Below are 26,352 nucleotides of genomic sequence, written 5' to 3'. Positions count from 1 at the left end.
TTTAATGAAAGAAGCAGGCTGTGTAACAGGGAAAAGCGATTGGGCTAGCTTGCGGCTGCCTCAACCTCAAACATGAAATCTTCGCGATCCTGCGGCTGTGGCGCGTGTCCCAGCCAGCTGGTGTAGCCCAGCCGGGCATTGCCTCCCAGCGTGACGCTTTGCACCTCTTCCGCCGCCAGGATCAGGCTGAGGTCCCACTGCATCTCGATGCCGAGATAGTGACGCACCCAGTCGCGCACTTCGCGCGCGCCCGGCGCATCTGGCAGAAAGTGGGCATACTGCTGCGCGCTCAGCGGACCGAGCCGCAGGCGAAAACGGTGCTGCACATCGCGCACCGCCACACCGAGGAACGCCGATTCGCCCAGCCGCGGCATCTGGCGTCCGGCTCCCAGCCGCGCCTGATCGCGCGCGTCCAGCGTCAGCCACTGCGGCACGTTCTGTGCCAGCTGCACCGGTACGCCAAAGTAGTGACGCAGAATGCGTACCAGCCCTTCAGCGTCGTGACCGTGGCGGCTAAGATGGCCGACCAGCATCAGCCGCGCATGCAGGCTGAGCGAACTGGCCTGCTGCTGCGCCGGTAAACCGATGCCGGCCAGACAGGCAAGGTAATCGACAAAGCGGCGGTTATCGGCGCGATCCAGCGAGACGGCCGGCTGCGCATCGGCCCAGGCGCGATAAAACAGCAGCGTGGCGCGATGGTGGAAGATGTCGGCAAATGCCGCCAGGCTGTGATCCTGATGGTGCACGATGCGCTCGTGCACATATTCCGTCAGGTGGGTCGGCAGCGGACCGTTGGGGCCAAACAGGCCAAAGCTGTAAATCGCCACGTCATGGCGCGCGTCCTCTGCGCGCGGCTGCACGCTGGCCAGCGTTGCCGGGGCAAACGCCAGCGACGGTTGCTGACCAATGCGCAGCGCTTCGAACTTCGGCAGCGGCGCGCGTCCCAGCGGATAGCGCTGGCCGCCCTGCGCATCCAGCCGGCGCAGCAGCTGAAACAGATCGTAGCGCCACGGTGCCGCCATCACTGCCTGCCAGAAATCGTCCGGCAGCCGCTGGGCGCGCTGCAGCGGAATGATCTGCGCCTCGCTCATAGCAGCGCCTTCCTGCCCATGCGCGGCGGCCAGTAGCCCACCTCGCCGCGCTGCTGGCTGTTGAGGGTGAATTCGGTAAAGCTATTCAGCGCCACCAGCCGGCTGCACACGCGTTCCAGCACGCTGCCGAGCAGCCACGGGCTGGCACCGGAAAACGCCTGTTCGTCGACCTCCAGCGTGATGCTGACGCCGCGCGCAAACACCACCGGGCCCGGTTCCGGCACCCGGCGATTGACCGCGCTAAGCTGGCAGTGGCGAATACCGTCAATCTGGCGCGCCACCGCCGCTTCGGCGAGATTAGCGTACAGGCTCAGCAGCTGGCGCAGCGCGGCGGCGCCCTGACCGTCGCTGCTGTCCATCAGGCTCAGGTAGTTCATCTGCAGGTGGCTGATCAGACGCCACGCGGAGAGCCCTTCGGCCAGCGCCGGACGCGGCGGCGTCGGGCCTTTACACAACTTCAGCTGCCCGACCGGGATCGAATCCGGCATGACGAAATTGCCCTGCTCCTGCTGCAACAGCATCAGCGGCAGATCGCGGCTGGTGCAGAGCACGTCTGCCGACAGGTAGCGCATGTCGTCGCGCCACGGCGTGTGATGCTCATCCACCAGCGACAAAAATACTTCCGAGCCGATATAGCCGGTGCGCGTGCCGTAACGCTGCGCCTGCTCAGACAGCGTGCGCTGCTCGCGGCGTAGCGAGAAATAGGCACCGTAATCGCCGTCGTCGCCGCTGAAGGTGCTCCAGAACGGGCGGAATAACTGCTCTTCGCGCTTGCCCTCAACGGTGGCGAACAGCCGCTGCACCGAGTGCACTTCGTAGTCCAGCGGCCGGATATTATCCACCACCAGATGATATTCGTGCTGGCTGTCGCTGACCTTCAGGCGCTCGGCCGTTTTGGGAAACAGGTTGATTACCGGCGTGCAGTGCAGCGCCAGATGGCTGCTGTCCACCACGCTTTCCAGCGCGCTGTCAGCCTTATCCAGCAGGATGATAATGTCGAATTCCTGTGCGTTATCGCAGCGGCGCAGAAACGGTGCCAGCTGGCTCAGGTTGATGAACTGGAAACGTGCCGGAAAGGCAAAATACTCCTGCAGCAGCCGGTAGCCGTCGAAGTTACGCAGATCGTCCGGCAGCAGCGCCTGCTCTGGCGCAAAGCCTTCCTGCTGTAGCGAGTCATCCGGCAGCACCTGGCGCAGCGGTTTCTGTTCGACCGATTGCAGCACGATGCCGACGCGGTGCTGCATCAGCAGCTCCAGCAGTTTCTGCGCCTGAATGTCCGGGCCGCTGAGATACAGCATTAAATCGGCGACATTCAGCTGGCTGAGCGACGAAATGCCTTCGCAGGCGATACGCACGCGCAGCGCGCTGGCGGCACCGCGACCGCTGAGCTTCAGTTCGCCCAGCGGCAGATCGCCCGGCACGCCGCCGAGTGAAACTTCGCTGATGCGCAGCGGATGCAGCGTGACATCATGCGCCGTGGTGTAGCTGCAGGTTACGCCGCTTTTTTTCAGGTGCTGGCTCTCCATCATGGTGCCGCGCGGCACGTGGAAGCCATTGCTGATATCGCCTTTACGGCTGTCCGGCGTGAGCTGTGCAATCGCCATCGACGGCGTAGGTGACAGATAAGACGGCGCAATCATCTCCAGCAGCCGCTGCGAAAAGCGCGGGAACTCGGCGTCCATTTTGAGCTGCACGCGCGACGTGAGGAAAGCAAAGCCCTCCATCAGGCGCTCAACGTAAGGATCGGCGACTTCGATGCCGCGCATCCCCAGCCGCCCGGCGACTTTCGGATAGCGCGCAGCGAACTCCGCGCCCAGCTCACGCAGATAGGCCAGTTCGCGGTTGTAGTAGTCGAGCAGTTTGCTGTCCATGATTAACCTGCATCCAGTAGTTCAAAATGACCGCTTTCCAGATCAACCTGGGTGCGGAACAGAAACTCCAGCGGATAAGGCACGCACCACAGGCGGCCTTTGATCTCAATCGATAACACGTTGTGCAGGCTGAGCGATTTCAGATCGCTGACGCAGCGCACCTGCAGCCCCTGCGGCAGAATGCGCGGCTCAAAGTGCAGAATGGCATCGGTCATTTTGCGCTGCATATCCTGCCATTCGATGTCGGAGATATTCTGTCCGGCCAGCGGCGCCACGCCAAAATTCCACACCGAGCGCTGCACTTCACCAAAGGCGCTGAGATCCTGCTGGGCTTCGTTGTTGATGGTGTTAAACAGCCACTGCAGATCGCGCAGCACGTGGCGGCGCAGCGTGCTGTGGGAAATCAGCGTGGTATTGCTGGCTTCGCTCTGCTTGTCCGGCGCGTTGTCAGTCAGACGATCGAGTAACGAGGATTGCAACTTGTCGCGCGCGGTTAGCGCATCGCGATTTTTACGCGCGCGGAAACCGCCATGCAGCTGGGCATAGCCGTCGTTGTGCGAGCTGTTATCACGGCTCATCGCTGCCGCCTGGCTGGAACGTCAGCTGCTGCAGCGTCAGCAGCGGATACTCGCCGCTGTCGCTCAGCCACAGCTTCTGGCCGTGACCGGTAAACTGGCTGTCATCGTGGCCCAGCGGCTGCCATTCCGTGACGCTGGCGCGCAGGTAGCGCTCATCCGCCCCCGGCAGCAGCGGGTAGCGCACCGGGATCTGGCAAATCTGCTCGCTGCCATCTACCAGCTGCACGCGCGTATGGCGCCAGACCAAATCGGTGACGCTGGCAGGCGCCTGAAATTCCATCTCGCGGATCGCGGCGAACGGAATCCAGTAGTAGCGGCCGTTGGCGATGGCTTCGCACACCGGCCCGAAGCGGCTGTCGCCGTCCATCAGCCACGCGAAGTCTGCCGTCTGTTCCTGCTGTTGCAGCTGACCCGGATTGGCTTCGGCCTGCGCCAGCGCGGCGGCACGTTGCTCCGCACCCAGCGCGAAGTCACCGCGGATGTCGGCGGTCAGCGCAGCCAGCAGGGTTTCACACCACGCCCACGCGCTGCCCGGCAGCTGCGGCTGCGCCGCGCCGCGCAGTACCGCTTCACGCTGCTGCTCACCGGCAATGGCCTGCTGCAGTAAGGTGACGGTCGGCTGCGCCTGGGGCGTCAGCGCCAGCCACGATTGCAGCTGGGTTTGCGCGCGCGTCCAGTTGCCCGCCAGGCACAGCAGCTGCACAAACGCCGCGCGCAGGTCGGCATTGGCCGGGCTGGCCTGAATCTGGCGGGTGATATCGGCGAGGTTATCGGCCAGTGAGGCACTGGCCAGGCGCGATTGTAGCGAATCCATGCAAGCTCCTTTTGCGTTAGTTGATGGTGCGGTAAACCGCGGCGGCGGGATCTTTCAGCTCCGGATGCAGCTGTTCTACCAGCTGGACTTTCAGCGGTGCGCTGGCGCTCAGCCACGGCGACCACACTTTGCGTACTTCCTGCAGCCGTGCGCGCAGCGCGCTCTCATCGGCGGCATCGCTGGCGGGCATCTGCACCACCACCTGATCCGGTGCCTGCCAGCCGTTGAACTGGCTGCTGAACGGCAGCACCAGCCAGCTGTCTGGCGACTTCTCGTTGCTTAGCACCATGCGTTCGCTGTTGACGGTGGTGATGCTGAGCTCGGCGCTCTGCTGTTTGTTATTCAGGCCGGCAATCGGGAAGCCCTGCAGGAACGTCACCACCACGCTTTTCGCCGCACCGTTGCCCATCTGCGTCAGGCTGCTGCGGCCGCTCAGCCAGCCATCCTGACCGCAGCTCAGCCCCTGTTTTGACGGCACGAACAGCGCGCTGGTCTGCGCCGGATGCTGCCACCAGGTACGGAAGTGACAGCCGTCGAGCAGGCTGAACTGCAGCCACGGCGTGGTATCGGCCTGCGGCGAGTTAAGCACCGGCGCGGCAGGGGCAACCGCAGCGGTCTCTGGCTGCTGCACGGGCGCGGGCGGCGGCGTTACCACCGTTTGCCACTGCTGCGCTTTGGCAGCGCTGCCGCTGGCGATCGGGTTGCCGTCATCATCATTGAGCGCCCAGTTGAGCTGCTGCAGCGCTTTACACTGCGATGCCATCAGCCCGGCGACGCGCGGCAGAAAATCCTCCAGCGCCGCGACGTTTTTCGCGCCGTGGGTGACGATGCGCAGATCAACATTGCGCTTACACCAGCTCGCCAGCTGGTTATCTTTCACGTCATCAATCCAGACATCCAGTTTCTGTGCCGGGGACTGCACGATGCGATAGTTCTCAGCAAATGCGTGCGTGCTGAGCAGCAGCGCAGCCAGACCCAGTAATCCATGTTTCATGTTGGCGTTCTCAATCTCGAAGAGGGAAAAACTGCGCCGCTTCGGACAGCGAGTGCAGTAAGGTGGTGTCCTGCGGTGAGCCAATCCAGACGGCCAGCGCGCTGAAGTTATCCTGCTGACCGTTATCCGGCTGACCGTTGCGGATGATTTGCTGCATCAGCGTCAGCCACTCTTCCGGCGTATTGACCATGTGCAACGACTGCTGCATCTGCTCCAGCGTCACGCCGTGCCAGAAGCCATCGGTGCACAGTAAAAAGGCGTCGCCGTCTTCTATTTCCACCACATCGCTGTAGCTGGCGTCGCGCTGCTCATCGCCCATGCCGAGGGCAAAATAGAGCAGGTTGCTGTTGATACCTTCGGTCTGGTGGCCGGCATCTTTCATCTGCTGCACCAGGCTATGGTCGGTAGTCACGTGATAGAGGTAGCCGCGGCGAAACAGATACAGCCGGCTGTCGCCCGCGTGCGCCCAGTAGGCCAGCTCGTAGTCGCGGTCGACGAACAGGCTGACCAGCGTGGTGCCCATGCGGCTGTGCTCGCTGCTGGCTTTCTGCTGCTGGCGAATCGCGTGATTCGCGTGGTTGACGTAGTTGCGAATCGACTGCGCATCCAGGTGCGCGTTACCGTCGAACGCCTCCATCAGGCTGCTGCGCGCGATGCGGGCGGCCACGTCGCCGCCTGGAAATCCTGCTACGCCGTCACACACCACGAAGCAGGCTGAGCGTTCGCCGATTACCTCACCGGTTTGATCCTGATTGCTGGCGCGGTCGCCCTGATTCGACGTGGAAGCAATGGTGATATTCATGCGTCATCCGTGTGGGTTTGTGAATCTTTGTACTGATTAACTTCCAGGTCGTAGGCATGCAGGAAAGCTTCGCCGAACAGGGTATGGAAATCGTCCTCAATCTCGCCCGCCGTCTCGCCGTAGCGCTCAACAAAATGCTCCCACAGCGCAGCTTTGCGGCTGCCCGGCAGGCCGAGGCGCGACAGCGATCCCGCCTGGCGGGCTTCCTCTTCAAGCTGATCCGGATTAAAGGATTGCAGCATCGAAGCGATAATGGCGCGGATCCCGGCGATCATGCCGAGCTGATGCGCCTGCAGATCGATCAGCGCATCACGCACCGCCTGACGCGGCGGCATGAAGCCCGGCATACGGCTGCCAAACATCTGCATCAACACGGTTTTGCCGGACGGCAGCAGTTTGAACGGGTTGTTGGCGTCGTCGAGGATCACCGTCATATCCGCTTTAACGCCACGCTTAAGAATCGAACGTGACGACAGCAGCGCAACGGTGCCCTGCGAGAACATGCTCAGCATCTGGCCAAACTGCAGCATCTGCTCGCGGTCGAACTGCGGCGTGGGCTGCAGATCGCGCAACCCCATGCCTTCCAGCAATGCATCCAGCAGTTCGCCTTTCAGCGCGTCGCCGCTGCTGTGGCTGGCTGTCGCCTGACTGGCGGGTGCCGCGTTCTGATGGCTGGAAGCCACCGGATCGATACGCAGCCGCCCTTTCGGCGTCGGCGACGGTACACGTTGCACCGCCTGCGGCGTGGGCAGCGTAATGCCGCCGTAATCCATCTGCGGCGCGACCGTCTCCGGCTGCTCCACCTGCGGTTCGATCAGCGGCGACGTGGCCTGGGTTTCGGTGTCATCAAACAGTGGCGAACTGCTGAGATCCGCCAGCTCGACCGGTGCCGTCTCCGGCGAGGGTTCACTGGGCGTTTCCGGCTGGGCGACGGGCTGCGGTTGAACCGTCTGTGCCGGCGCGATCTCCGGCTGCGCCAGCGGAACCGCATTGCCCATCATCAGGCCGAGCGGATCGTCGTGGTTGCGCACGTCGCTGCTGCTCTGGCTGCCAAACAGGCTGAGCGGATCGAGCTCGGTGGCACTCTCGACCTGCGGCTGCGCGGCGGCATTCTGCTGCGCCGACAGTGTGCTGGGGGTGCGATCGTCGAAGATACTTTCCTGCGCGAACAGCGCATCGCCTTCATCGAACAGACTGGTGTTTTTCGGCTGCTGGCCAATATCCAGCGGCGCATCGTTCACCAGCTGAGCCAGCGGATCCTCCGGGTTGCGATCGAGGCTGGCCGGCGCGGTGAGCGGATTGGCCTCCGGCAGCACCTCGGCCGCTGCTTTGCGCTTCGACAGATCGTCAGAGATCGAGAACTCTTTGGCGAGGCTGTCCCAGATCTCGCTGGGGATCGCGGCGGTGCTGGCATCTTTTTCCGCCGGTGGCGCATCAGCCATTACCGCCGCCTGCACCACCGGCTGCGGTGCCTGCGTGGCGGCCTGCGGCTGCTGCGCACCGTTGAGATCGTTGACCAGCAGCTGGTAATCATCGATGCCCAGCACGTCGCCATCCTGTAATTCCACCTGACGCCCGCGCTCCAGCGGGATGTCATTGAGCAGTACGCGCGTCACGTTGCCCCGGTTGGTGAGGCGGCATTCGCCAGCGGCGGTGATGTGCACAATCGCCTGCAGGCGAGAAATGGTGCGATCGTCATCCGGCAGCACCAGATTGTTGTCCACTCCGCGGCCAATGGTGCCGCCGGGCGGCATAAAGTCACAGCGGGTTTGCGGCGGCTGGTGGCCGGGTTTAGTCGTTATTATCGTAAAGCGCATAACGGGTTCCTGCGGTTAGCGGTTCGGCATCTATATTGCGCGGCTCTCCGGGAAAGACGCGGAATATAGGAAGCGGGTAATACGATGCTGTGTGCGATATCAGGTGATTGAGGCTGTGCTTTAAAACGCGATGCGCTGTGTCATATTTGCCATTTAGAATTTTCGTTGGCTTAGAAATGATTGCAATTTTATTCTATTGACCACTCAATAAACATTATAATTTTTTGGCTGTAATGCATTATTAGAATTCGTGGCAAAAAATTATTTGGCTCATTAAATAAAACCAACAATCAAACCGATACCCACGCCTGAAAACAACAGAAAAAAACTTATAAGGTTTAAATTATGAAGCCTCAGCATCCATGATATATTTTCTTTAGGCTGTGACTGTATGAAATTGTATGCATTATTACTTACAAGCTTTCCTTTCGCTAACTTCATCGCCCTCCCATTATAAAGATCAATAAAATAGACTATCTTATTGGCATTAAATAGAGAACCCAAAAAAGAATAGATATTAGTTACTATGTCTAAGTCGAGATCACGACGTCTGAACTCATTGACCAACTCAATGTATTTACGTTCATTCTTTTTAAAGATGTAGCATGAAAAAACCTGCATAATTAACGCAAATAAAATCAATAGCAAAGCTAAATACAGAAAGAAATCAACTTTATTCATAGTGTCTCCTAATAATCTTTTCGCTTTTTTCAGAGTGATTGTTATGCGTATAACCATTTGACATTTTTTCATACGCCCTGCGTAACTCAGTAATATTATTAAGATAACTATTTTCAAATCGATGTGTTATTTCCCGATCATAGTAAATATCACCATCAGTTTTATTTAGACCCAAAATATAATAATTAAAAGCATAACGCTCGGCAGCTTCAACCTCATAAACAACCGCTATTTTCACTTGCTGTTCATTCTTTCCTGATATAATTCCTACTGCAGAAATCTTGTGGCAACCTGTCGCTTCCCATTCATCCTGACCGATAGTTAACCAAAATTGGTCAACATGCTCGCCATCTCTGCTCCAGCCAATAAAACAGACTGGATGAACCTCCCTCACCCAACCCCGTCCCTGTATCAGCATACCTATGCTTTTATCGTCGCGTTTGACGGTGAAAGATTGCTGCAGATTCAATTCAACACGCTCGAGTCCGCTGTGCTGAGCCAGGGCCATTATAGCTGGCTTATATTCTTGTTTATCGCCTGGTATAAGCGCTGTCGTCGCGGAAGCAATATTCCAAACGAGTAAGCAAGGCAGTACACAACAATATAATTTCGCTTTCATGCTATCAAATATCCTGATTCGTAATTCGTATTTATTTTAAAAAGAGCATTTATCATGCTTTATTTCGTGTCGTACGCAATGTGCGAACCAGTAAGTGTTTTTTTAACCATATTGATTGGTGCGTTTTTAGGCTGATTGATGTCAGCCAGACCTTGTATCACTTAGATTTCCTTCAGCGCACTGGTCTTCTATCCTGCCATTAAGTTTCTTACAACTAACTAAAGCTAAGGATTCTGCCCTAACTGCTAAAGATCTCACAGCACATGCTAATGCAAATAGTAAGGTAAATCTTTTTATCATGTATTCTCCAATGAGTAGCCATTATCATAACCCTCGTAAATCAAATAAAATAAACCTTGCATTCAATATGATTCTTACAAAGCGGCCCCACAGGGGCCGCTCATGAAAGCAATTATGCTTCTTTATTTTCTTTGATATTCCAGCCAGCACTACTTTCAGCACCTTTACCGCCCGAAGACGTTTGCTCCCAGTATTGTTGTTTGACTTTAGCAGCCTGGAATGCGTAGCTGACGCCTAAAACGTCACCGTTATTAGAACCATTATAGTTTACGGAAACAACCAAAACATCTTCTAAAGTAATTCTTGCATACTCAACTTGTTGACCACCTGCTTTACAAACTGAAAGTTCAACTTTAGATATATGCTTACCGCTTGCACAATGTTTCAGGATTGCTGTAGTGGATTTGTCGATGAGAGCATCTACAGCCAGATTATTAAATGCGGCCTTACCTGCTCCGCCGCCACCGCCTACGGCCATATTACCTGGTTGCGTTGCCCCCCAACCAAAGGAGGTAATATCTGTCCAGCCTGTATGGTTTGAATCTTTAGACTCACCTGTTACACCATCAACTTTCAGAAACATATCAATAGCCATAATTTCAACTCTTCTTTAGTTAAGAAAATGCTTTAGAAGCATCGTAATAGCAAATAGAAAAGTATGGGGCTGCTTAACCAGTCCATAGTTTACCATTGCTCCTAGGTTATCTCCGCTACATGGAGATATAAAATCAAAATTGAATAATCTTGACTTTTTCAAATTGAAACATTATTTTCTTTGAACGCACGTCAATTGTCATTAATCGGAGGAAAGAAAATGAAGGAATCGCCACTTAATATAGCAATGAAAGTAATTTTAAATATTTTAATAATCTTCTCTTTATTTTCAGCATGCTATTGCGGCTATTTATTGATTAAATCCTTATACATAACCATTGCCTTTGAGAAAATTGACCTGATATCCTCAGGATATTTGATTGGTCAGTTATTATTTATTGTTTTCACTATATTAATTATTATTTTATTAAGAAAAGTGAAATCTAGATTTTTTTCCTGACCAGATCCGACAGATGTAAAACAAATACTGAAGCGGTGAAGATTGCCAGGAGAATCACTGCATTCAGTATGTTCATCCATAGCCCGCCGGACCAGTTCATGATGAAAATACAATAACCACCCAAACCAAAAAAAAGCAAACCTGAGATACTGCTAATGAAAAGGCTTAGAATATAGAGTATTACTTTTCTAGACATTCCTGATCCCATCGACATAAACATTGAAAATATTATTGGATAAAGTCGGACTGGTACTCTGTAATTCAATAGCCTCTAAATATGGGTCGAGGTATTCTTTAAGAAGAAAGTAAAGTAAATCCAGATCACCATTACTACGTAATTCATTATATATTTTTGGATTGCGTGCCTTGAGATCGTTTGATGAATAAACTGAGTCTGAAGCCGCAGCTCCAATTGAAAAAATAGATCCAATACCAAGGGAGAAAATGAAGCGCGCAATAGCTTTTTCAAAGAAAAGAATGAGAATCTGACTGAGTGCTATATAATTAAAAGCCATTTTTCCCGCAATTGTACCTCCTACTTTTGCTGCCAGCTTTTCAGCTTGTTCAGCCGTGAGGTTACTCCAATAGTTTTGCACCACTATTGTCGCCATTTTCTTCAGGCTATCCGAAGATGCCCCTCTTTTGATTAGTGCTGCAAGTCTGATTTTATCGGTCTGATTTCTCCATCGATGATCAGTATCAAAGTAATCTTTTGCCACTAAAGAGATATCTTGTGTGAATGAAGTTAAACCACCGATTACACTTTCAAAGAATGTATGCCTGATACTTTGTTTGCCATTAATTAATTGAAGCATACCTTGTGCAATTTTATTTACATCAGACATAATTCACACTCTCCATAGTCATATTTAACCAACAAAAACCTTTAAAATCTCAAAACCTAATTAAATGAAAAAGCAGCATAAATCAGAGTTTTTAATAAAGCACGCCTGTATCAGCGTGCTTTGTTATTAAAATCAATTCTCATTCGATTTGAGTGAAGGCAGTTTAGATACCAGACGCAGTGACACCGTCAGGCCTTCCAGCTGGTAGTGCGGACGCAGGAAGAATTTCGCGGCGTAGTAGCCCGGGTTATCTTCCTGCTCTTCCACGCTCACCTCGGCGGCAGCCAGCGGCTTACGCGATTTGGTTTCCTGTGACGAGTTCGCCGGGTCGCCGTCGACGTAGCTCATCACCCAATCGTTCAGCCAGCGCTCCATTTCATCACGCTCGCGGAATGAACCGATCTTGTCGCGCACGATGCACTTGAGGTAGTGCGCGAAGCGGCAGCAGGCAAACAGATACGGCAGGCGTGCAGCCAGACGTGCGTTGGCGGTCGCATCGGCATCATGGTATTCCGCAGGCTTTTGCAGCGACTGCGCACCAATAAAGGCAGCAAAGTCGGAGTTTTTGCGGTGCACCAGTGGCATGAAGCCGTTTTTCGCCAGCTCGGCTTCACGACGATCGCTGATGGCAATCTCCGTCGGGCATTTCATGTCTACGCCGCCGTCATCACTCGGGAAGGTGTGGCACGGCAGGTTTTCAACCGCACCGCCAGACTCGACGCCGCGGATCGCGGTGCACCAGCCGTACTCTTTGAACGAGCGGTTGATGTTGGCTGCCATGGCGTAGGCGGCGTTGCTCCAGGTGTAGCCGTTGTGATTTGAGCCATCGGTCTGCTCTTCAAAATCAAAGCTATCCACCGGATTGGTGCGAATGCCATACGGCAGGCGCGCCAGGAAGCGCGGCATGACCAGGCCGAGATAACGGGCATCTTCCGATTCACGCAGACTGCGCCAGGCGGCATATTCGGTGTTCTGGAAGATTTTGGTCAGATCGCGCGGGTTCGCCAGCTCCTGCCATGACTCCATCTGCATGACGGTCGGCGCGGTACCGGTGATGAACGGGCAGTGTGCCGCCGCGCTGATACGCGCCATTTCGCCCAGCAGCTCCACGTCCTGCGGGCTGTGATCGAAATAGTAATCGCCCACCAGGCAGCCAAACGGTTCACCACCGAACTGACCGTACTCCTGCTCATAAATCTTCTTAAACAGCGGACTCTGATCCCAGCCAGCGCCTTTAAAACGCTTCAGGCTGCGTCCCAGCTCCTGCTTGGAGATGCTCATGAAACGGATTTTCAGCATCTCGTCGGTTTCGGTGTTATTCACCAGGTAGCTCAGACCGCGCCACGCGCTCTCCAGCTGCTGAAACTCTTCATGATGAATAATCTGGTTGATCTGCTGTGACAGCTTGTCGTCAATCTCAGCGATCAGCGCCTGGATGGTGCGATAGGTATCATTCGAGATGGTGACGGTGTTTTCCAGCGCCTGCTGCGCCAGCGTCTTCACGGCACTTTCGACGGCTGCACGCGCCTGATCGCTGGTTGGACGAAATTCTTTGTTCAGCAGGGCGCTGAGTTCATTCTCGCTGTAGTGCGAGGCGCCCTGTTGCTGCTGATGCGAAGACTGGGTCATGATTACTCCTCCTTACCTTCAGCGTTTGCATCCTGCTTCGGCAGGTGGGTCAGCGCTTTCAACAGCGTTGGATCCTGCAGAATCTTACCGATCAGCTCTTCCGCACCGTTTTTGCCGTCCATGTAGGTCAGCAGATTCGAAAGCTGGGTACGCGCTTCCAGCAGGTTGCTCAGCGGTTCGACTTTACGGGCAATCGCATCCGGTGAGAAATCGTCCATGCTCTCAAAGGTCAGTTCGACGTTAAGTTTGCCTTCGCCGTTGAGCGTGTTATCCACCTGAAACGCCGCGCGCGGCTTCAGCGCTTTCATGCGCTCATCGAAGTTATCGATATCAATTTCCAGGAATTTACGCTCATCAAGGCTCGCCTGCGGCTCGAGTGGTTTACCGACCAGGTCCGCCATGACGCCCATCACAAACGGCAGCTGAATTTTGCGTTCCGCGCCATAAATTTCCACGTCGTATTCAATCTGAACGCGAGGCGCGCGATTGCGGGCAATGAACTTCTGCCCACTGGATTTCGTTGGTGCCATGGTTTTCTCCATTAAGGGTGCGCGGGTAAAGTTTCGCAGGAGGCGCGCAGGTCTCGCTGCGTTGAGTTGTTACGCTCGCTTAGTCGCGGCGTCCAAAGATATTTTCCAGCTGATGCACGCCGTCTGGCGCCAGATCGCGGATGATGTCCATAAAATCGAGCTCAATCAGCCGCTGTACGCGGTCGATCATCAGCGGTGCCGGATGGCTGGGTTCGTGCTGAGCAAAGTAGTGCTTCACCTTCTCCAGCATCAGCTGCGCATCGGCGCGCGAACTGAGCTGCACGCTGCGCCAGTCAGCCGTGCGAACCGCTGCTGCGGGCGCGGCGACGCTCGGTTCCGGCGGCGGCTCTGTTACCACGGCCGGCTGCAGCGTGCTGAGGTCAGTGGCCTGACAGCGTTCGGCGATCATAGCGATCTGCCTGCGCAGCTGCGACAGCTCCGGCACCGCCGCTTCCCCCAGCTGTTCTGTCAGAGTTTCGGTAATAGTTTGCAAACGCTCACTTATCTGTAGCACCGCTTCAATACCGGGCTGCTCGCCGCGCGCCAGCTCATCGGTCAGGCGCGGCAGACCGCCAGGATAGTCCGCGACTTCGGTCTTGCTGCCGTCGCACAGCGCTGCGGCATCGCGCAGCGTGATGCCATCCGAGGCGTAGCGCAGCAGCCAGCTCTGGCGTACCGCGCTGCTCAGCGCTGATTTATCGCCCAGTAGCGCCACCGCATTGATGCGGTAAAACGGATCCTGTTCGCCGTACTCTTCCAGTCGCGGCCACAGCGGCTCCCAGTACAGCAGCAGCGCCTGCTCAATCAGCTTCAGCCCCTGCGCATAGCCAGGCAGCCCTTTCAGCTCGGTCCAGGCGTGAGTAAGCGCTAACATCACTCGCAGGTCTTTGCTGCGGCTGAGCAAGTCAATCGCCAGCTTTTCGACTTTATTCCAGTCCGCTGATTCAGCCGGGATAATGGTCTCGCCAAACTGCTGTTCGGCTTTACCGGTACTGGCCTGCTCCATCGCCTGGTAATCCGCGTGATACTCCAGGTTGTCGCCGCAGGGGTTATCACTGCTGACCGGCGCCAGCAGCGCGTCAATATTCATCGTCATAGCGGTTAGCCTCAGGATTCAAACATCGGAGGATAAAGTCCGTTTCGTCCGGGTTTTGCCCCGCCGGCCGGGTCGAACAGCAGTGAGAACAGCTGTGCGGTGAAGTTGCCGCTGTGCACCTGGGTGTAAAGCGGGAAACCGTCGCTCTGGTTTGTCCACCAGAAGCTGGTGTAAAACTGCGGGTCGAAGCTGTCACCCGGCAGTTTCCAGTTGAGCGTTGACGGCTCGCCGTCGCCAATCACCTGTAAAATGTCCGATTGTTCGCCGTCAGTTTGCGGCTGCTGGGGCTGCGGAATACTCAGCAGCGCCTGGTCGAGCTGCTCTGGCGTACCGCCGTTTTGCACCACGCGCAGCAGCATATTGCCGACCTGCTGATACCACTCGCCCGAGCGGGCCAGCAGCGCCGGTGACCACTCGGCAGGAGTAAAATGGCGCAGCGCGCACAGCGGATAGTTGCGGCCGACGCTGTCGCGGGCGGCAATCAGGCAGCCCATCTGGATCAGTTGACTGCCGAGCATCGGCGGCACGACAAAATTCCACACCGGCGCTTTGAGAAAGGCGCGCGACGGGGCGTTTTTACTCTCTTCACTGGTTTGCCAGTGATGCAGTCCGACCTGAAACCAGTTCGACCACTGCCGGTACAGCACATCGGGGAAGCGTCGCTTCACAAAGTCACCCGAGCTGGGCAATTTGCCGTACCAGCCGGGTGCTGCGTAATGAGTCATTATCAGGTCCTGTTTCAGGGGCAGCTAAAGCCGGGAAGCTGGAACGGGTTACGAATACTGCCAGGGGTGAACGACAACGTGACCTGATGGCCATCGACGTTAAAACTGGCCTCGCGGGTCAGGCCACCGACCGCGGTTAAACGAGCGCGATCGAAGAAGCGGTTCAGCGCCCACGGACCGCTGGTCACCAGCGTTGAGGTGGTGCCGTTGGTCAGACCAAGCTGCATCCGCACCTGGCTGGTGCCGCCCGGTCCGGGCCAGCTCACCATCTGCACCGCCTGCGGGCCGTGGCTGTAACGCAGAATCTGGCCATCGACGTCGAGCGTCAGGTTGAGAATGTCGTTATCCATTTTCACCGTACGCAGCGTGACGCGGAACGACGGCGTGGTCGCCCCGTTAGCAAAGAAGGCATCACGAATCGACTGCGCCTGCTGGAACGGACGCAGCAGCGCCTCACCGCCCGGCAGCGTTTTGCCGTCGATGCCTGGCGTGAAACGCCACGCCGCGTTGGTGGTATCCACTTTGCTGGCCAGATTGTCGCGGAAGAAGCTGTCCATCAGCCCGCTGCCCGGCGCGAACATGCGCGCGAGATCGTCCGGCGTCACTTCGCTGCGCGCATTGCGCACCAGCGGATAACGGCCGGCAATCGCCTGGCGGCAGAAGCTGCCCACTTCCATGGTGATGCGCTTGCGCACGTTATCCATATCGCGGCGCTGTGCATCGCTGCTGGCGCCCACGGCCATGCTGGAAACCATATTCTGCAGCGAACCCGGTAAGCGACCGGCGCTGGCCTGCAGACGACTGATGGCATCGCCGGACGGCGGCGGCATGCCGCTGTTGGCGGCGTCCTGTACCGCCGTCAGGTAGCGGTAGAGATCGTCGATCTGATGGAGAAAATCATCCACCGCCAGCACTTTACTGCCCTGCTGCAGCGGCTGTGCCAGCTCCAGCACAGGCGCGAAGTGCACCGCCACCGCCTGCTCCGGTGCCTGCTGGGCTGCGCCCTGGCCCGGCGCCGCGCTGGCTTTGGAGGAACTGAACAGCGCTTCTAAAGTGCGCGTGGCGCTGTTGCCCGTCGCCGGCTGTGCCTGGGTACTTTGCTCATCCGGCTGTGCGCGGTTCAGCGTCAGCAGCTTACTGAGGTTAACCACCAGCTGGCGCAGCGGCGAGTGGTTGCCCGACAGCAGACGTGCGGTGTTGATGCGCTGCGACAAATCCGCGCTGCTGTTGAGCTGGATATCGCTGAGGAACTGCTCCCACTGGCGGATGTAATCCTGCACGTAGAGCTGGCGCACCGCGAGGTCGGTCTGCTGACTGTTCTCCGGCGACGCAACGCCGCCCAGCACCCAGACATCATCCTGAAACAGAGCCTGCGTGACCGGTGCGATTTGTTTATCAACGTGCTGCCAGTAACCGTCTGGCGTGAACAGGCCGGCCACGCCATCATTGACTGATTTGCCGCTTTTGCGTGAAAACACCAGCTCACTCTGCGGCCCGCCCAGCGCCGCGAGGGTGACCGGTTGCAGGCTGCCGTCACGCTGCAGCAGGCGCTTCAGACGTCCGTAGACGCGCTGCGACAGCGGCATTTGGTTAATCAGCGCCTGCTCGCGCTTTACCAGCGCATCATCCTTCGCGTACGGCGAGGACTGAATCTGTGTCTCCAGCAGCTGCTGCAGATGCCACGCCAGCTGTTTCACTTCCTGCTGCGTCACGTTTTGCGGCAGTTCGCGGCTAATATTCAGCATCAGCCAGGCATGCAGGAATTTGCCGTCATAATGTTTTGGCTGATACAGCATCTGGTAAGCTTTCAGCGCTTCGTAGCTGTAATCCGCATCGCTGCCGTTGTCGTTACGCAGCCAGCGGGTGATGTTTTGCGCCACCTGCGGCAGCAGCAGCTGTTTCAGCGCTTTGTCATACAGGGTGCGCGTGGCGTCGCTGACTTCGGTACCGCGATACAGCCCCATACGGCGCGTCAGCGGGGGATCTTCCAGCGAGAAGTCGGCGCTTTTCGGCAGCTGCAGCAGCGTGTTGAGATACGGCACCAGCGCAAACAGATCGCCATTGCCCTGGCGTTCCAGCTGTTGTCCCAGTTGCTCCACCTGCGGCGTTTTACCCGCCATCTCCTGCAAATAGGCTTTGTTTTTACTGTAGCTGGTGAGCCATAGTGCTCCGGCAATCAGTACCAGCACCAGCAGCGCCAGATAGCCGGACCACAATCCGGCGCGATTGCGCAGCTCCCACCAGCGGTTACTGCCCGCCAGGCCCGACTCCTGGAAGATGACATTTTCCAGCACGCCTTTCAGGAAGAAGCTCTGGCCTTTGTTCGGCGGGATCGGTGACTCTTTGTCGACCTGGTCCCAGCTGCCGGACTCGCCGCTGCGCTGTCCCGGCAGATGCAGGGCGCGGCTCAGCTCGCCCATTACGCGGTCAAACGGTAGTCCTTCCTGAGTACCGCTGGCGAAATAGATGCCGCGCGGAGCGAACTGGGTTTCGAAATCCGAACGGGCAAACAGCGTATCCAGCGCCTCCGCCAGCAGCGGCCGCAGCGCGGCGAACTCCTGCGGAAACAGATAGCTCTCCGCCCGCGCCTGCGCATCGCTTTCCGCTAACAGCGTATCGGCCAGGCCGGCATCCAGACGCTGCTGCAGCAGTGAATACTCCTGCTGAAACTGACTGTTGAGCTCAAACTCTGCGGTCGACGCCTGCGCCCATGGGAAGGTAAAGCCCCAGATTTGCTCGCGCTGGGTTTTATCCAGCGAAGCGAAGTAGCTGCGGAAGCCTTTGAGCAGGTCGGTTTTGGTGACCAGCACATAAACCGGGAAGCGAATGCCAAGGCGATCGTGCAGCTCCATCAGCCGCTGACGCAGTGCGATTGCCTGATTGCGCTGCGCTTCCGGCGATTGCGTCAGTAAATCGGACACGCTGAGCGTGACAATCACGCCATTGACGGGCTGACGGCCGCGATATTTGCGCAGCAGGTCGAGAAAATGATGCCACTCGCTGGCGTCGCGCTCCTGCTGGCTCTCCTGGGTGGTATAGCGACCGGCGGTATCCAGCAGCACCGCTTCGTTGGTGAACCACCAGTCGCAGTTGCGCGTGCCGCCAATGCCGCGCAGCGCCGCTTTGCCGAACTTGTCCGCCAGCGGGAACTGCAGCCCGGAGTTGACCAGCGCGGTGGTTTTACCGGCACCCGGAGCGCCAATGATCATGTACCACGGCAGCTGGTAGAGGTATTGATGGCTGAAGCGCTGCGCCCAGAAAGGCGCGCCCTTGCTGCTGGCGCGCTGGAAGTGCGCTTTTTTCAGCATGTCGGTGGCTTCGGAGAAACGGCTCGCCAGCACCTGTTCTTCATTGGTCAGGCGTTTGCGGTCCTGCTCCGGCGCATCGCTTTTGCTGGTTTCGAGGCTCGACATCAGTTTGCGGTTGAGCCAGAAGTTATACAGGCGCGGAATCGCCTGGCTCAGCCCCCACACCAGATAGAGCAGCGCAATGCTGATGATGCGGTTCTGCTCTGGCTCCAGCGGCCGCGAGTCGACAATGGAAAACACCGGGCCAATCACCCAGATGATAAAGGAGAGCGCGGTAATGCCGACAAAACCCCAGGCGAGGCGGCTGGTCAGCACCGCAAAAAGCATATTCAGCATGGATTAGTTCCCTCTCGCCAGGCCGTTGAGTTCCGCTTGCGTCGCATCCGGCGCGACCAGCAGAGTAATTTCTACGCGACGGTTGCGGGCGCGATTCTCCGCGCTGGTGTTCGGCACCAGCGGATGGCTTTCGCCACGCCCTTCGGCTTTAACCCGCGACGGTTGTGCCAGCTGCTGCTGCAGCAGGGTTTGCACCGACTGCGCGCGCGCCAGCGAGAGTTCATAGTTGGAGGCGAAGCGGGCACTGCGAATCGGCACGTTGTCGCTGTAGCCAATCACCAGAATCTTCCCGCTGACGTTATTCATCGCGGCGGCAATGCGCTGAATCACCGCATCGTAGCGGCCACGCACTTCGGTGGATGCCGAGGCGAACAGGCCATCGCCCTTCAGGGTGACCACGCTCTGGTCGGCTTCATCGCGCACCGCCACCAGGCCGGCATCAATTTCCGGCTTGAGGAACGCTTTCAGGTTCAGCGTGGCGGGCGGCGGCGGTGCCGGATTGCTGATTTGGACTTCCGGCAGCGCGGTCTGATAGATGCTGGCCAGCACCGGCGAGGTGTAGTCGCCGAGACGCCAGTTCAGGACGATGTAGAACAGGCAGGCAGCAAAGCCGGCCACCGCCGCACAGGCCCACAGTGGAATCATCGGCCGCCACAGCTTGCGCAGCACCGGCTGATCGGTGGGATGCGGTGACAGCGCCGCCGGGTAACTGCCGCGCACGCTTTTGATCATCTGCAGCAGACGCTGTTTGATGGTTTCCAGCTGCGAACGCCCGTTATCCAGCACGCGGTAGCGCCCTTCAAAGCCGAGCAGCAGGCAGAAATAGATCAGCTCCAGCAGCAGGATGTGCTGACGCGGATTTTGCGACAGCTTGGCCAGCAGCTGAAAGAACTTCTCACCGCCCCAGGTTTCATTGTGAAACGTCACCAGCAGGCCATTGCTGGTCCACACGCCGCGGCTGCCCCACGGCGTCAGCGCCGCCGCTTCATCCAGCGCGGTGCACAGGCAGTAGCGCGCGCCGACGATCACTTCATAACTCAGCCCCGACTGCTGGCAGCTGAGCTCAAAGCGACGGATCTGATCGATCAGCTGCTGGCGCAGTCGCGCCGGATCGTCGTGCGAGACGGAGTGGCGAATCTGCGGGATCGCGTTAATCAGCGGATTCGCCGCGGCGACCAGCACATTCTGATGGCTGACATCCTGCTGTGTGACGTCACTGTTCGGTTTCTGTTGTTCCTGCATCATGCGGCGTGCTCAGTTTTGATTATTCTGACTGACTACGAATGGCCCAGAACTCCATGTTCAGGCCCGGAAACTCACCGGCCAGATGCAGCGCAAAGGCACCTGAGCGCTCCATCTCCTGCCACAGCTCGCTGTTCTTATCGAGCTCGAAATAGCTGTAGCCGGCATGCCACGGGATTTGCGGCGGCGCGCCCGGCATGGCTTTCAGCGCCAGTCCCGGCAGCTGCAGCTGTACCAGATCGCGGATTTTGGTAACGGGCGCGACTTTCATCTGCGCCGGGAAGTGGGTTTTCAGCGCCTCGGCTGGCACGCTGGCTTTGACCGCCAGCACAAAGCCGAACTCGCGCACCATGCTGCTTTCCGGCACCGTGGCCACGTTGAGGCCGTGCGAGCGCTGCGTCAGCGGCAGCTGGATGGCGCTCTCTTCCATCACCTGCGACAGTCCCTGGCGTAGCAGCAGCGTTAAGCGGGTAAAGCAGCTGTACAGATCGTCATGGTCATACAGCGGCAGCGCGTCCGGGGTGCGCGCCGGCATCCAGCTGCTCAATTCAGCGGCCAGCTGCAGCCAGTGACTGTAGAGCGTTTCCGGGTGCAGCAGCGGCAGATGCTGTAAGTGCGCGTGCAGGCCAAGCTGACGGTTGAGTAAGGTCAGCAGCATAAAATCGACCATGTCGGCACTGTTAAAACGGCCGGTACCCGGCGTGCGCTGGCTCAGCTGCTGGCTGCGCTGCTGAATCAGGCCGTGCAGGTCATTGAGCATGCTCTGCAGCGGCCGGCTGGCGTTGAGCGTCAGCATCGGCGGAATGTAATCGGTGTCGAGGCGCACGTGGTTATCGCTGCGTTTTTCAATCACCTGCGCCACGCCCATCGCCGTCCATTCCGCGGTGAGATCCTGTTCCAGCATCAGGCGCAGGCGCAGTTTGCCGAACTGAACGGTGGCAGCGCCGACCGCCTGAGCGTTGTCATCTTCGACTTCGGCTTCCCACGCCAGATAGCGCGCTAGTGAATCCTGCGTCTCCTGAAACGCCACCGCTTCGCGCCCGTTGCGCCGGGCCGGGATCGCCAGTACCACTTTGCTGCGATCGACATTCGCCGGCAGATCCAGCGGGGCCGGACCGTGCTGTGGCTGGCTGAAAGAGAAAAAGGTGCCGTCAGGCAGACATCCGCTGGCGGCACTCAGCGCCAGTTTTCCCTGGCGCAACAGCGCTTCATCAAATTCGAGATCAAAAAACCCCCAGGTGTAGGCGCGCTGCGACTGCCCCCACTCGCGCAGGGTGCTGTGTAGAAAATTTTCCGACTGCTGGAAATGGTGAGGGCGCAGGAACATCCCCTCGGTCCAGACAACCTTTTCGGCTCGGTTCATAGGCATCCTTACTGCTTAACCACGCGCAGGCCGTTGATATCCGCCACGACGCGGGCATTCAACTCACCATCGTTATTTTTCCAGAACTGCCAGAATGCGCTGTCGTCGCCATCCGGAAAGGGCAGCGCGAGGCGCCAGACTTTACCGTCCAGCGCCTGATACTCGGCCATGATGCCGATGAAGCGCGCTTCCGGCAGGCTTTTCGCGCTGAGGGTTTTACTCAGCTGACCTGACATCAGGAAGAACTGCTGATTGTTGAGCAGCGTGCTGCCCAACGCGGTGGCGGGCTGGTTCTGCAGGGAGTAGAAATCAGCGGACATGAATTCCGCATCGGAGGTCAGCAACATCACCCGGACTTTGAGCGGCGCACCCGCGTTGATCTGCGGATGCGCCTGAAAGTCGAGATTGTAGCGTGCAACCGGCGCCGGACTGTTGCTGCTGCAGGCGGCCAGCAGGCAAGCCAGCAGCAGTAATCCGGCGCGGCGGAGAGAAATCATCGTCATCATTCAGCCCTCCCTGCTTACCGTGTTAGTTGATGATCCAGGTGCCGCTGTTGCTGTTCTGGCACGCTTTGCTGTCGCCATCCACCGCGACGCAGGTCTTTTTCTTGCTGCTGGCGCGGGCGCGACGCTTCGGCTGGTCCGCTTTGATGGTCTGCTCATACAGCGCGCTTTTCACCACCGCGCGGAACGGGACATAACCGATCAGCTGTACCGCAGGCTGAGCCGCCGGCTGCTGCGCTTTTTTGTCATCGGCCGGTGCAGTCTCAGGCTGCGCTTCGTCTGCGGCCTGCGCCGACTCGCCAAGTGCCAGCCAGTTGTTTTCAACCTGGCCAATCACGGTGTAGGTTTCACCGCTTTTCAGCGTATCCACCACTTTGCCGCCGAAGCTCGGGCGGGTCATGATCGAAGCCGGATAGAGCGCGCGATAAGCCTCGTTCACCGGGCTGAACTGTGCCGGCGGCTGGACGGCATAACGGTGCGACAGCGTGACGCCGTCAACGGTGCTGCTGACAATCGTGTCGTCTGTCATCTTTGGCGGTGCTTTACAGCCAGCCACTGCGAAAACAAACATCAGGCCCAACGCCATACGGAGATTCACCATTTTCTTCATGTTTAGTTCCATTAACGCCTAAAAAGTGGCCAGAGGCCGGTTAAGAGCAAAATGAACCGTGCGCACGACTGGAGCCGGCGTCGATTCAGTACCAGTTAAAAAGTTGACCCTTTAATGAGTGTGGCTAACGCATCGCGCCAGCGAGGCAAAAATTGATCAGTCTGAATTAAGTATTAAAAATGCAACATTAGTGACAGGGATGATGTCGGAAGAATTCTGATCGTTTCACAAACAATCAGCAACATGATCAATTTTTGCTAAGCGAAGGGGTCGGCCACAGCCAAACCTCGGTTTCTCTTATGCCATCCCTGGGTTAAAAACTATCACGTTCAATGAATCTGGTTAATCGGTAACGATTAAAAGGATAACAGCAACAACTTACGGCATTCGCTGACAGCATTGCTATTTATTGAGATATATCAACAACATATAAAAGACTGGAAACATCATAGCTACCGCACGAGCCAGGTAAAACCTGCCCGTGAGCATGCAATCACAATCCATTTGTTAATGTCTGACGGAAGTTTACAGAAGCCTGACAAAATTTCAACGCGCCGCTAGCAGAGGAAATTAGTTCAGTAAAGGTTAACAAATATTTTTAATGCAAATTTGCGTCACTTTTGCCCGTAAACCTAAGACTATTCTTAGCAATCCATTAAAACTGTGAAAGATTGTAAATGAAAGATGAAAATTTGCTCGCGCGATCATTAAAAATTGTCATAAAAAAAATGGCGCTGAGCGGCACGCATTTTGTCTGCGCGCGATAAAACCCAGGCAGGCGATAAAAAAGGGGTGATAAAGACAAACTGACAGTGAAAAAAACCAGCCAGGCGGACCAGGCTGGTTTAATACGCTAAAATAGCAGGTATCGGGATTGTTAAGCAGTCAGAATAGATTGCAGCTCAGGCAAGGTTTTCACCTGCCAGGTGGGCGTGATGTGCGCCGGCAGCGGACGCGTGCCGTGATCGATCCAGCAGGTTTTCACGCCGGCATTCATACCACCGAGAATATCCGATTCCGGCGTGTCGCCGACCATTAATACCCGGCGGTGATCGGGATTGCCCAGCAGCTGCAGCGTATGGTCAAAAATCGCCGCGTCCGGCTTGGGTACGCCCACCTGTTCGGAGATCACCAGCGCGTCAAAGTAGTCACGGAAGCCGGTGCGTTCAAGGCGCGCCTGCTGCAGCGCCGTAAAACCGTTGGTGATGATGGCGATTTTTACCTTGCCCTTGAGCGTATCCAGCAGGCGGGCTGCGCCATCCAGCGGCAGGCAGATCTCGGCCATCGCATTAAGAAAGTCGCTGTTAAGCACTTCCGGCGCCACGCGCAGTTTTTCGCCCCACAGCGTGAAGCGGCGCGTCTGGAGCTGTAACGCTGAAATGGTGCCGTTCTGGTAATCGACCCACAGCGGTTTGTTGACGGCCTGATAATCAGCGTAATCCTGATCGCTGAAGTGCACGTCGTAGCTGGCAAACATGCGCTGCAGGCCGGCGAAGGCGTCAAAGTGGAAAAGTGTGTCATCCGCATCGAACAGGATGCAGTCCCAGTCGTTTAACATAGTGCCCCTTTTGAATGACGTCAGAGCGTGAGCGCCATAATGATGGCATCCTCGCGCCCGCTGGCGGTGGGATAGTAGTTTGGCCGCACGCTGACCTGATGAAAATCCAGCTGCTGATACAGCGCAATGGCGGGCTGATTGGAGGCGCGCACCTCCAGCCACAGCGTCATTACCGCACGCTGCTCCAGTTCGGCAATCAGCTGCTGTAGTAACTGACGCGCATAGCCGCGGCGCTGGAACGCGGGATCGACCGCGATGTTGAACAGCGACGCTTCATCCAGCACCACCTGGGTGATGGCGAAGCCGGCCAGCTGGCCGTCCGCGTGCAGGCAAAGATTGACGTAACGTTCGCCCTGATTGCTGGCAAAGGTCTGCTCGCTCCACGGAAACGCATGCGCGCGGCGCTCGATCTCCAGCAGCCGCGGCTGTAAATCAGGGGTGATGAAAGAGATGGCTGTCATGGTTACACATCTGTTGCCACAGCGCGCGTTTGGCCGCGCCGCTGCTGATTAATTCATTGAAAACGGCGCTGGTGAACGTGATGCCGTTAAAAGGATGATCGCTGGTCACGCCCAGCAGCCAGCCGGCACAGTCGACCTGCTCCGGCAGCATCGGCAGCTGTTCTGGCGTCAGCGTCATTACCTGCCCCGGCTGAATGCTCAGCGTCCGCAGTACGTCACGCACCAGCGGCTCCTGCAGATCCGGCGCCTGCTCAGCGACCAGCACCAGCCGCGTGTCCGGCGTCAGCGTGACGGCAATTTCGCCTTGCAGCACGCGCGGACGTCGCAGCTGATACTGCGTAATCCCCATTTGCTGTAGAAGCCAGTCGCGCCTTGTGCTCATGCTGTTACCTGTAATCCTGCCAGAATGCGACGCTATGCTAGCAAACCCATCGAACATGCGCCAACAAAGCACTATAATCGCCGCTCTGATTTAACAGGAGCGTTCCATGTCTGCTTTTACCCCGGCCAGCGAAGTGATTCTGCGCCACAGTGATGAATTTACCGCCCGCCACGTACTGTTCGCCGGCGACCTGCAGGATGACCTGCCCGCCCAGCTGGAGACCGCGTCGAGCCGCGTGCACACTCAGCAGTACCATCACTGGCAGAACCTCAGCCGTCGCCTCGGTGAACGGGCAGTGTACGGGCTGGTGGCCGGTGCGGCCGACGTAGCCGGTTGCGACACACTGGTCTATTTCTGGCCGAAGAACAAACCGGAAGCGCAGTTCCAGCTGCAAAACCTGCTGTCGCTGCTGCCGCTGGGCTGCGATATTTTTGTCGTCGGTGAAAACCGCAGCGGCGTGCGCAGCGCCGAAGGCATGCTGGAGAGCTGGGCCACGCTGGAGAAGATCGACAGCGCGCGCCGCTGTGGGCTGTATCACGGTCAGCTGACGCAGCAGGCCAGCTTTGACGCCAGCGCGTTCGGCAATCGCTATCAGCTGGACGATCTCACCATTCATACCCTGCCGGGCGTGTTCAGCCGCGACGGGCTGGATATCGGCAGCGATCTGCTGCTTTCCACTCTTACGCCGCACACCAAAGGTAAAGTGCTGGATATCGGCTGTGGCAGCGGCGTATTAGCCGCCGCGCTGGCGCAGCATTCGCCGAAAGTCCGGCTGTGGCTGTGCGATGTGCACGCCGCCGCCATCGAGGCGAGTAAAGCCACGCTGGCCGCTAACGGCCTGGAAGGCGAAGTGTTTGCCAGTAACGTGTTCTCGGACGTCAGCGGCCGTTTTGATCTGATCATCTCTAACCCGCCGTTCCATGATGGTCTGCAAACCAGCCTTGATGCCGCCCACACGCTGATTCGCGGTGCGGTGAAGCATCTAAACAGCGGCGGCGAGCTGCGCATCGTGGCCAACGCCTTCCTGCCTTATCCGCAGGTGCTGGATGAAACCTTCGGTAACCATGAAGTGCTGGCGCAGACCGGCCGCTTCAAAGTATATCGCGCCGTATATGGCCGCGGCGCGAAAGCGCGCTAAGCGTA

Annotated in this window: 24 protein-coding genes; 1 reads left to right on the top strand and 23 read right to left on the bottom strand. The window is 57.4% G+C overall.

Going from position 1 to position 26,352, the window contains the following annotated elements:
• Positions 1-44: 44 nt before the first annotated feature.
• From tssG to C1N60_RS03330, 23 genes are all read right to left on the bottom strand, one after another.
• On the bottom strand, positions 45-1,091 hold the full coding sequence (tssG, locus tag C1N60_RS03440; protein ID WP_058771453.1) for a type VI secretion system baseplate subunit TssG: 1,047 nt from the start codon (positions 1,089-1,091) through the stop codon (positions 45-47).
• Positions 1,088-2,962 (bottom strand): type VI secretion system baseplate subunit TssF, encoded by a 1,875-nt coding sequence (gene tssF / locus C1N60_RS03435; protein ID WP_058771452.1) that lies wholly within the window; start codon positions 2,960-2,962, stop codon positions 1,088-1,090. Before tssF ends, tssG begins: the two co-directional genes overlap by 4 nt.
• A gap of 2 nt (positions 2,963-2,964) precedes the next feature.
• Complete coding sequence (gene tssE, locus C1N60_RS03430; protein WP_021506795.1) at positions 2,965-3,540, bottom strand: type VI secretion system baseplate subunit TssE; 576 nt, start codon at positions 3,538-3,540, stop codon at positions 2,965-2,967.
• Complete coding sequence (locus tag C1N60_RS03425) at positions 3,530-4,354, bottom strand: type VI secretion system accessory protein TagJ (protein WP_394521398.1); 825 nt, start codon at positions 4,352-4,354, stop codon at positions 3,530-3,532. Before C1N60_RS03425 ends, tssE begins: the two co-directional genes overlap by 11 nt.
• A 16-nt stretch (positions 4,355-4,370) precedes the next feature.
• Positions 4,371-5,348: a hypothetical protein gene (locus tag C1N60_RS03420; RefSeq protein ID WP_058771450.1), complete on the bottom strand. Its 978-nt coding sequence runs from the start codon at positions 5,346-5,348 to the stop codon at positions 4,371-4,373.
• Between the two features lie 10 nt (positions 5,349-5,358).
• Positions 5,359-6,150: a PP2C family protein-serine/threonine phosphatase gene (locus C1N60_RS03415; RefSeq protein WP_021506792.1), complete on the bottom strand. Its 792-nt coding sequence runs from the start codon at positions 6,148-6,150 to the stop codon at positions 5,359-5,361.
• Positions 6,147-7,967 (bottom strand): type VI secretion system-associated FHA domain protein TagH, encoded by a 1,821-nt coding sequence (gene tagH / locus C1N60_RS03410; RefSeq protein ID WP_394521397.1) that lies wholly within the window; start codon positions 7,965-7,967, stop codon positions 6,147-6,149. Before tagH ends, C1N60_RS03415 begins: the two co-directional genes overlap by 4 nt.
• Positions 7,968-8,240: 273 nt before the next feature.
• Positions 8,241-8,648, bottom strand: coding sequence for a hypothetical protein (locus C1N60_RS03405; RefSeq protein ID WP_394521396.1), 408 nt, complete (start codon positions 8,646-8,648; stop codon positions 8,241-8,243).
• On the bottom strand, positions 8,641-9,267 hold the full coding sequence (locus tag C1N60_RS03400; protein ID WP_394521395.1) for a hypothetical protein: 627 nt from the start codon (positions 9,265-9,267) through the stop codon (positions 8,641-8,643). Before C1N60_RS03400 ends, C1N60_RS03405 begins: the two co-directional genes overlap by 8 nt.
• Before the next feature lie 412 nt (positions 9,268-9,679).
• A complete protein-coding gene (locus C1N60_RS03395) occupies positions 9,680-10,162 on the bottom strand; it encodes an Hcp family type VI secretion system effector (RefSeq protein ID WP_072208636.1) in 483 nt (160 codons plus the stop codon).
• Between the two features lie 647 nt (positions 10,163-10,809).
• Positions 10,810-11,466 (bottom strand): hypothetical protein, encoded by a 657-nt coding sequence (locus tag C1N60_RS03390; protein WP_058776444.1) that lies wholly within the window; start codon positions 11,464-11,466, stop codon positions 10,810-10,812.
• 132 nt (positions 11,467-11,598) lie between these two features.
• On the bottom strand, positions 11,599-13,095 hold the full coding sequence (gene tssC, locus C1N60_RS03385) for a type VI secretion system contractile sheath large subunit (RefSeq protein ID WP_021506787.1): 1,497 nt from the start codon (positions 13,093-13,095) through the stop codon (positions 11,599-11,601).
• Positions 13,096-13,097: 2 nt separating this feature from the next.
• Complete coding sequence (gene tssB, locus C1N60_RS03380; protein ID WP_150361261.1) at positions 13,098-13,625, bottom strand: type VI secretion system contractile sheath small subunit; 528 nt, start codon at positions 13,623-13,625, stop codon at positions 13,098-13,100.
• Positions 13,626-13,704: 79 nt separating this feature from the next.
• Complete coding sequence (gene tssA / locus C1N60_RS03375) at positions 13,705-14,715, bottom strand: type VI secretion system protein TssA (RefSeq protein WP_058780967.1); 1,011 nt, start codon at positions 14,713-14,715, stop codon at positions 13,705-13,707.
• Between the two features lie 17 nt (positions 14,716-14,732).
• Positions 14,733-15,446, bottom strand: coding sequence for a type VI secretion system-associated protein TagF (gene tagF / locus C1N60_RS03370; RefSeq protein ID WP_021506784.1), 714 nt, complete (start codon positions 15,444-15,446; stop codon positions 14,733-14,735).
• Between the two features lie 14 nt (positions 15,447-15,460).
• Positions 15,461-19,090 (bottom strand): type VI secretion system membrane subunit TssM, encoded by a 3,630-nt coding sequence (tssM, locus tag C1N60_RS03365; RefSeq protein ID WP_136545645.1) that lies wholly within the window; start codon positions 19,088-19,090, stop codon positions 15,461-15,463.
• A gap of 3 nt (positions 19,091-19,093) precedes the next feature.
• Positions 19,094-20,335 carry a DotU family type VI secretion system protein gene (locus C1N60_RS03360; protein WP_136545644.1) on the bottom strand — a complete coding sequence of 414 codons (1,242 nt, stop codon included), beginning with the start codon at positions 20,333-20,335 and terminating at the stop codon, positions 19,094-19,096.
• Positions 20,336-20,354: 19 nt separating this feature from the next.
• The gene (gene tssK / locus C1N60_RS03355; RefSeq protein WP_058771443.1) at positions 20,355-21,695 is read right to left on the bottom strand and encodes a type VI secretion system baseplate subunit TssK; all 1,341 of its coding nucleotides are present in this window, start codon (positions 21,693-21,695) and stop codon (positions 20,355-20,357) included.
• An 8-nt stretch (positions 21,696-21,703) separates the two neighbouring features.
• Complete coding sequence (gene tssJ / locus C1N60_RS03350) at positions 21,704-22,201, bottom strand: type VI secretion system lipoprotein TssJ (protein WP_021506780.1); 498 nt, start codon at positions 22,199-22,201, stop codon at positions 21,704-21,706.
• 22 nt (positions 22,202-22,223) lie between these two features.
• Positions 22,224-22,820, bottom strand: a complete 597-nt coding sequence (locus C1N60_RS03345) for an SH3 domain-containing protein (protein WP_031279568.1) — start codon at positions 22,818-22,820, stop codon at positions 22,224-22,226.
• Between the two features lie 865 nt (positions 22,821-23,685).
• Positions 23,686-24,366 carry a pyrimidine 5'-nucleotidase gene (yjjG, locus tag C1N60_RS03340; RefSeq protein WP_394521394.1) on the bottom strand — a complete coding sequence of 227 codons (681 nt, stop codon included), beginning with the start codon at positions 24,364-24,366 and terminating at the stop codon, positions 23,686-23,688.
• Positions 24,367-24,386: 20 nt separating this feature from the next.
• Complete coding sequence (gene rimI / locus C1N60_RS03335; protein ID WP_058776442.1) at positions 24,387-24,827, bottom strand: ribosomal protein S18-alanine N-acetyltransferase; 441 nt, start codon at positions 24,825-24,827, stop codon at positions 24,387-24,389.
• Positions 24,799-25,209, bottom strand: a complete 411-nt coding sequence (locus tag C1N60_RS03330) for a DNA polymerase III subunit psi (RefSeq protein WP_031279565.1) — start codon at positions 25,207-25,209, stop codon at positions 24,799-24,801. Before C1N60_RS03330 ends, rimI begins: the two co-directional genes overlap by 29 nt.
• Positions 25,210-25,315: 106 nt before the next feature.
• On the opposite strand from C1N60_RS03330, the gene rsmC reads away from it, so the two are divergent.
• Complete coding sequence (rsmC, locus tag C1N60_RS03325; RefSeq protein ID WP_058776440.1) at positions 25,316-26,347, top strand: 16S rRNA (guanine(1207)-N(2))-methyltransferase RsmC; 1,032 nt, start codon at positions 25,316-25,318, stop codon at positions 26,345-26,347.
• Positions 26,348-26,352 lie beyond the last annotated feature (5 nt).

It is taken from the genome of Pantoea sp. SGAir0184, from assembly GCF_043544755.1.
Note: the sequence above shows the minus strand (reverse complement) of the source record. Positions and strands in the feature narration are given on the sequence as shown.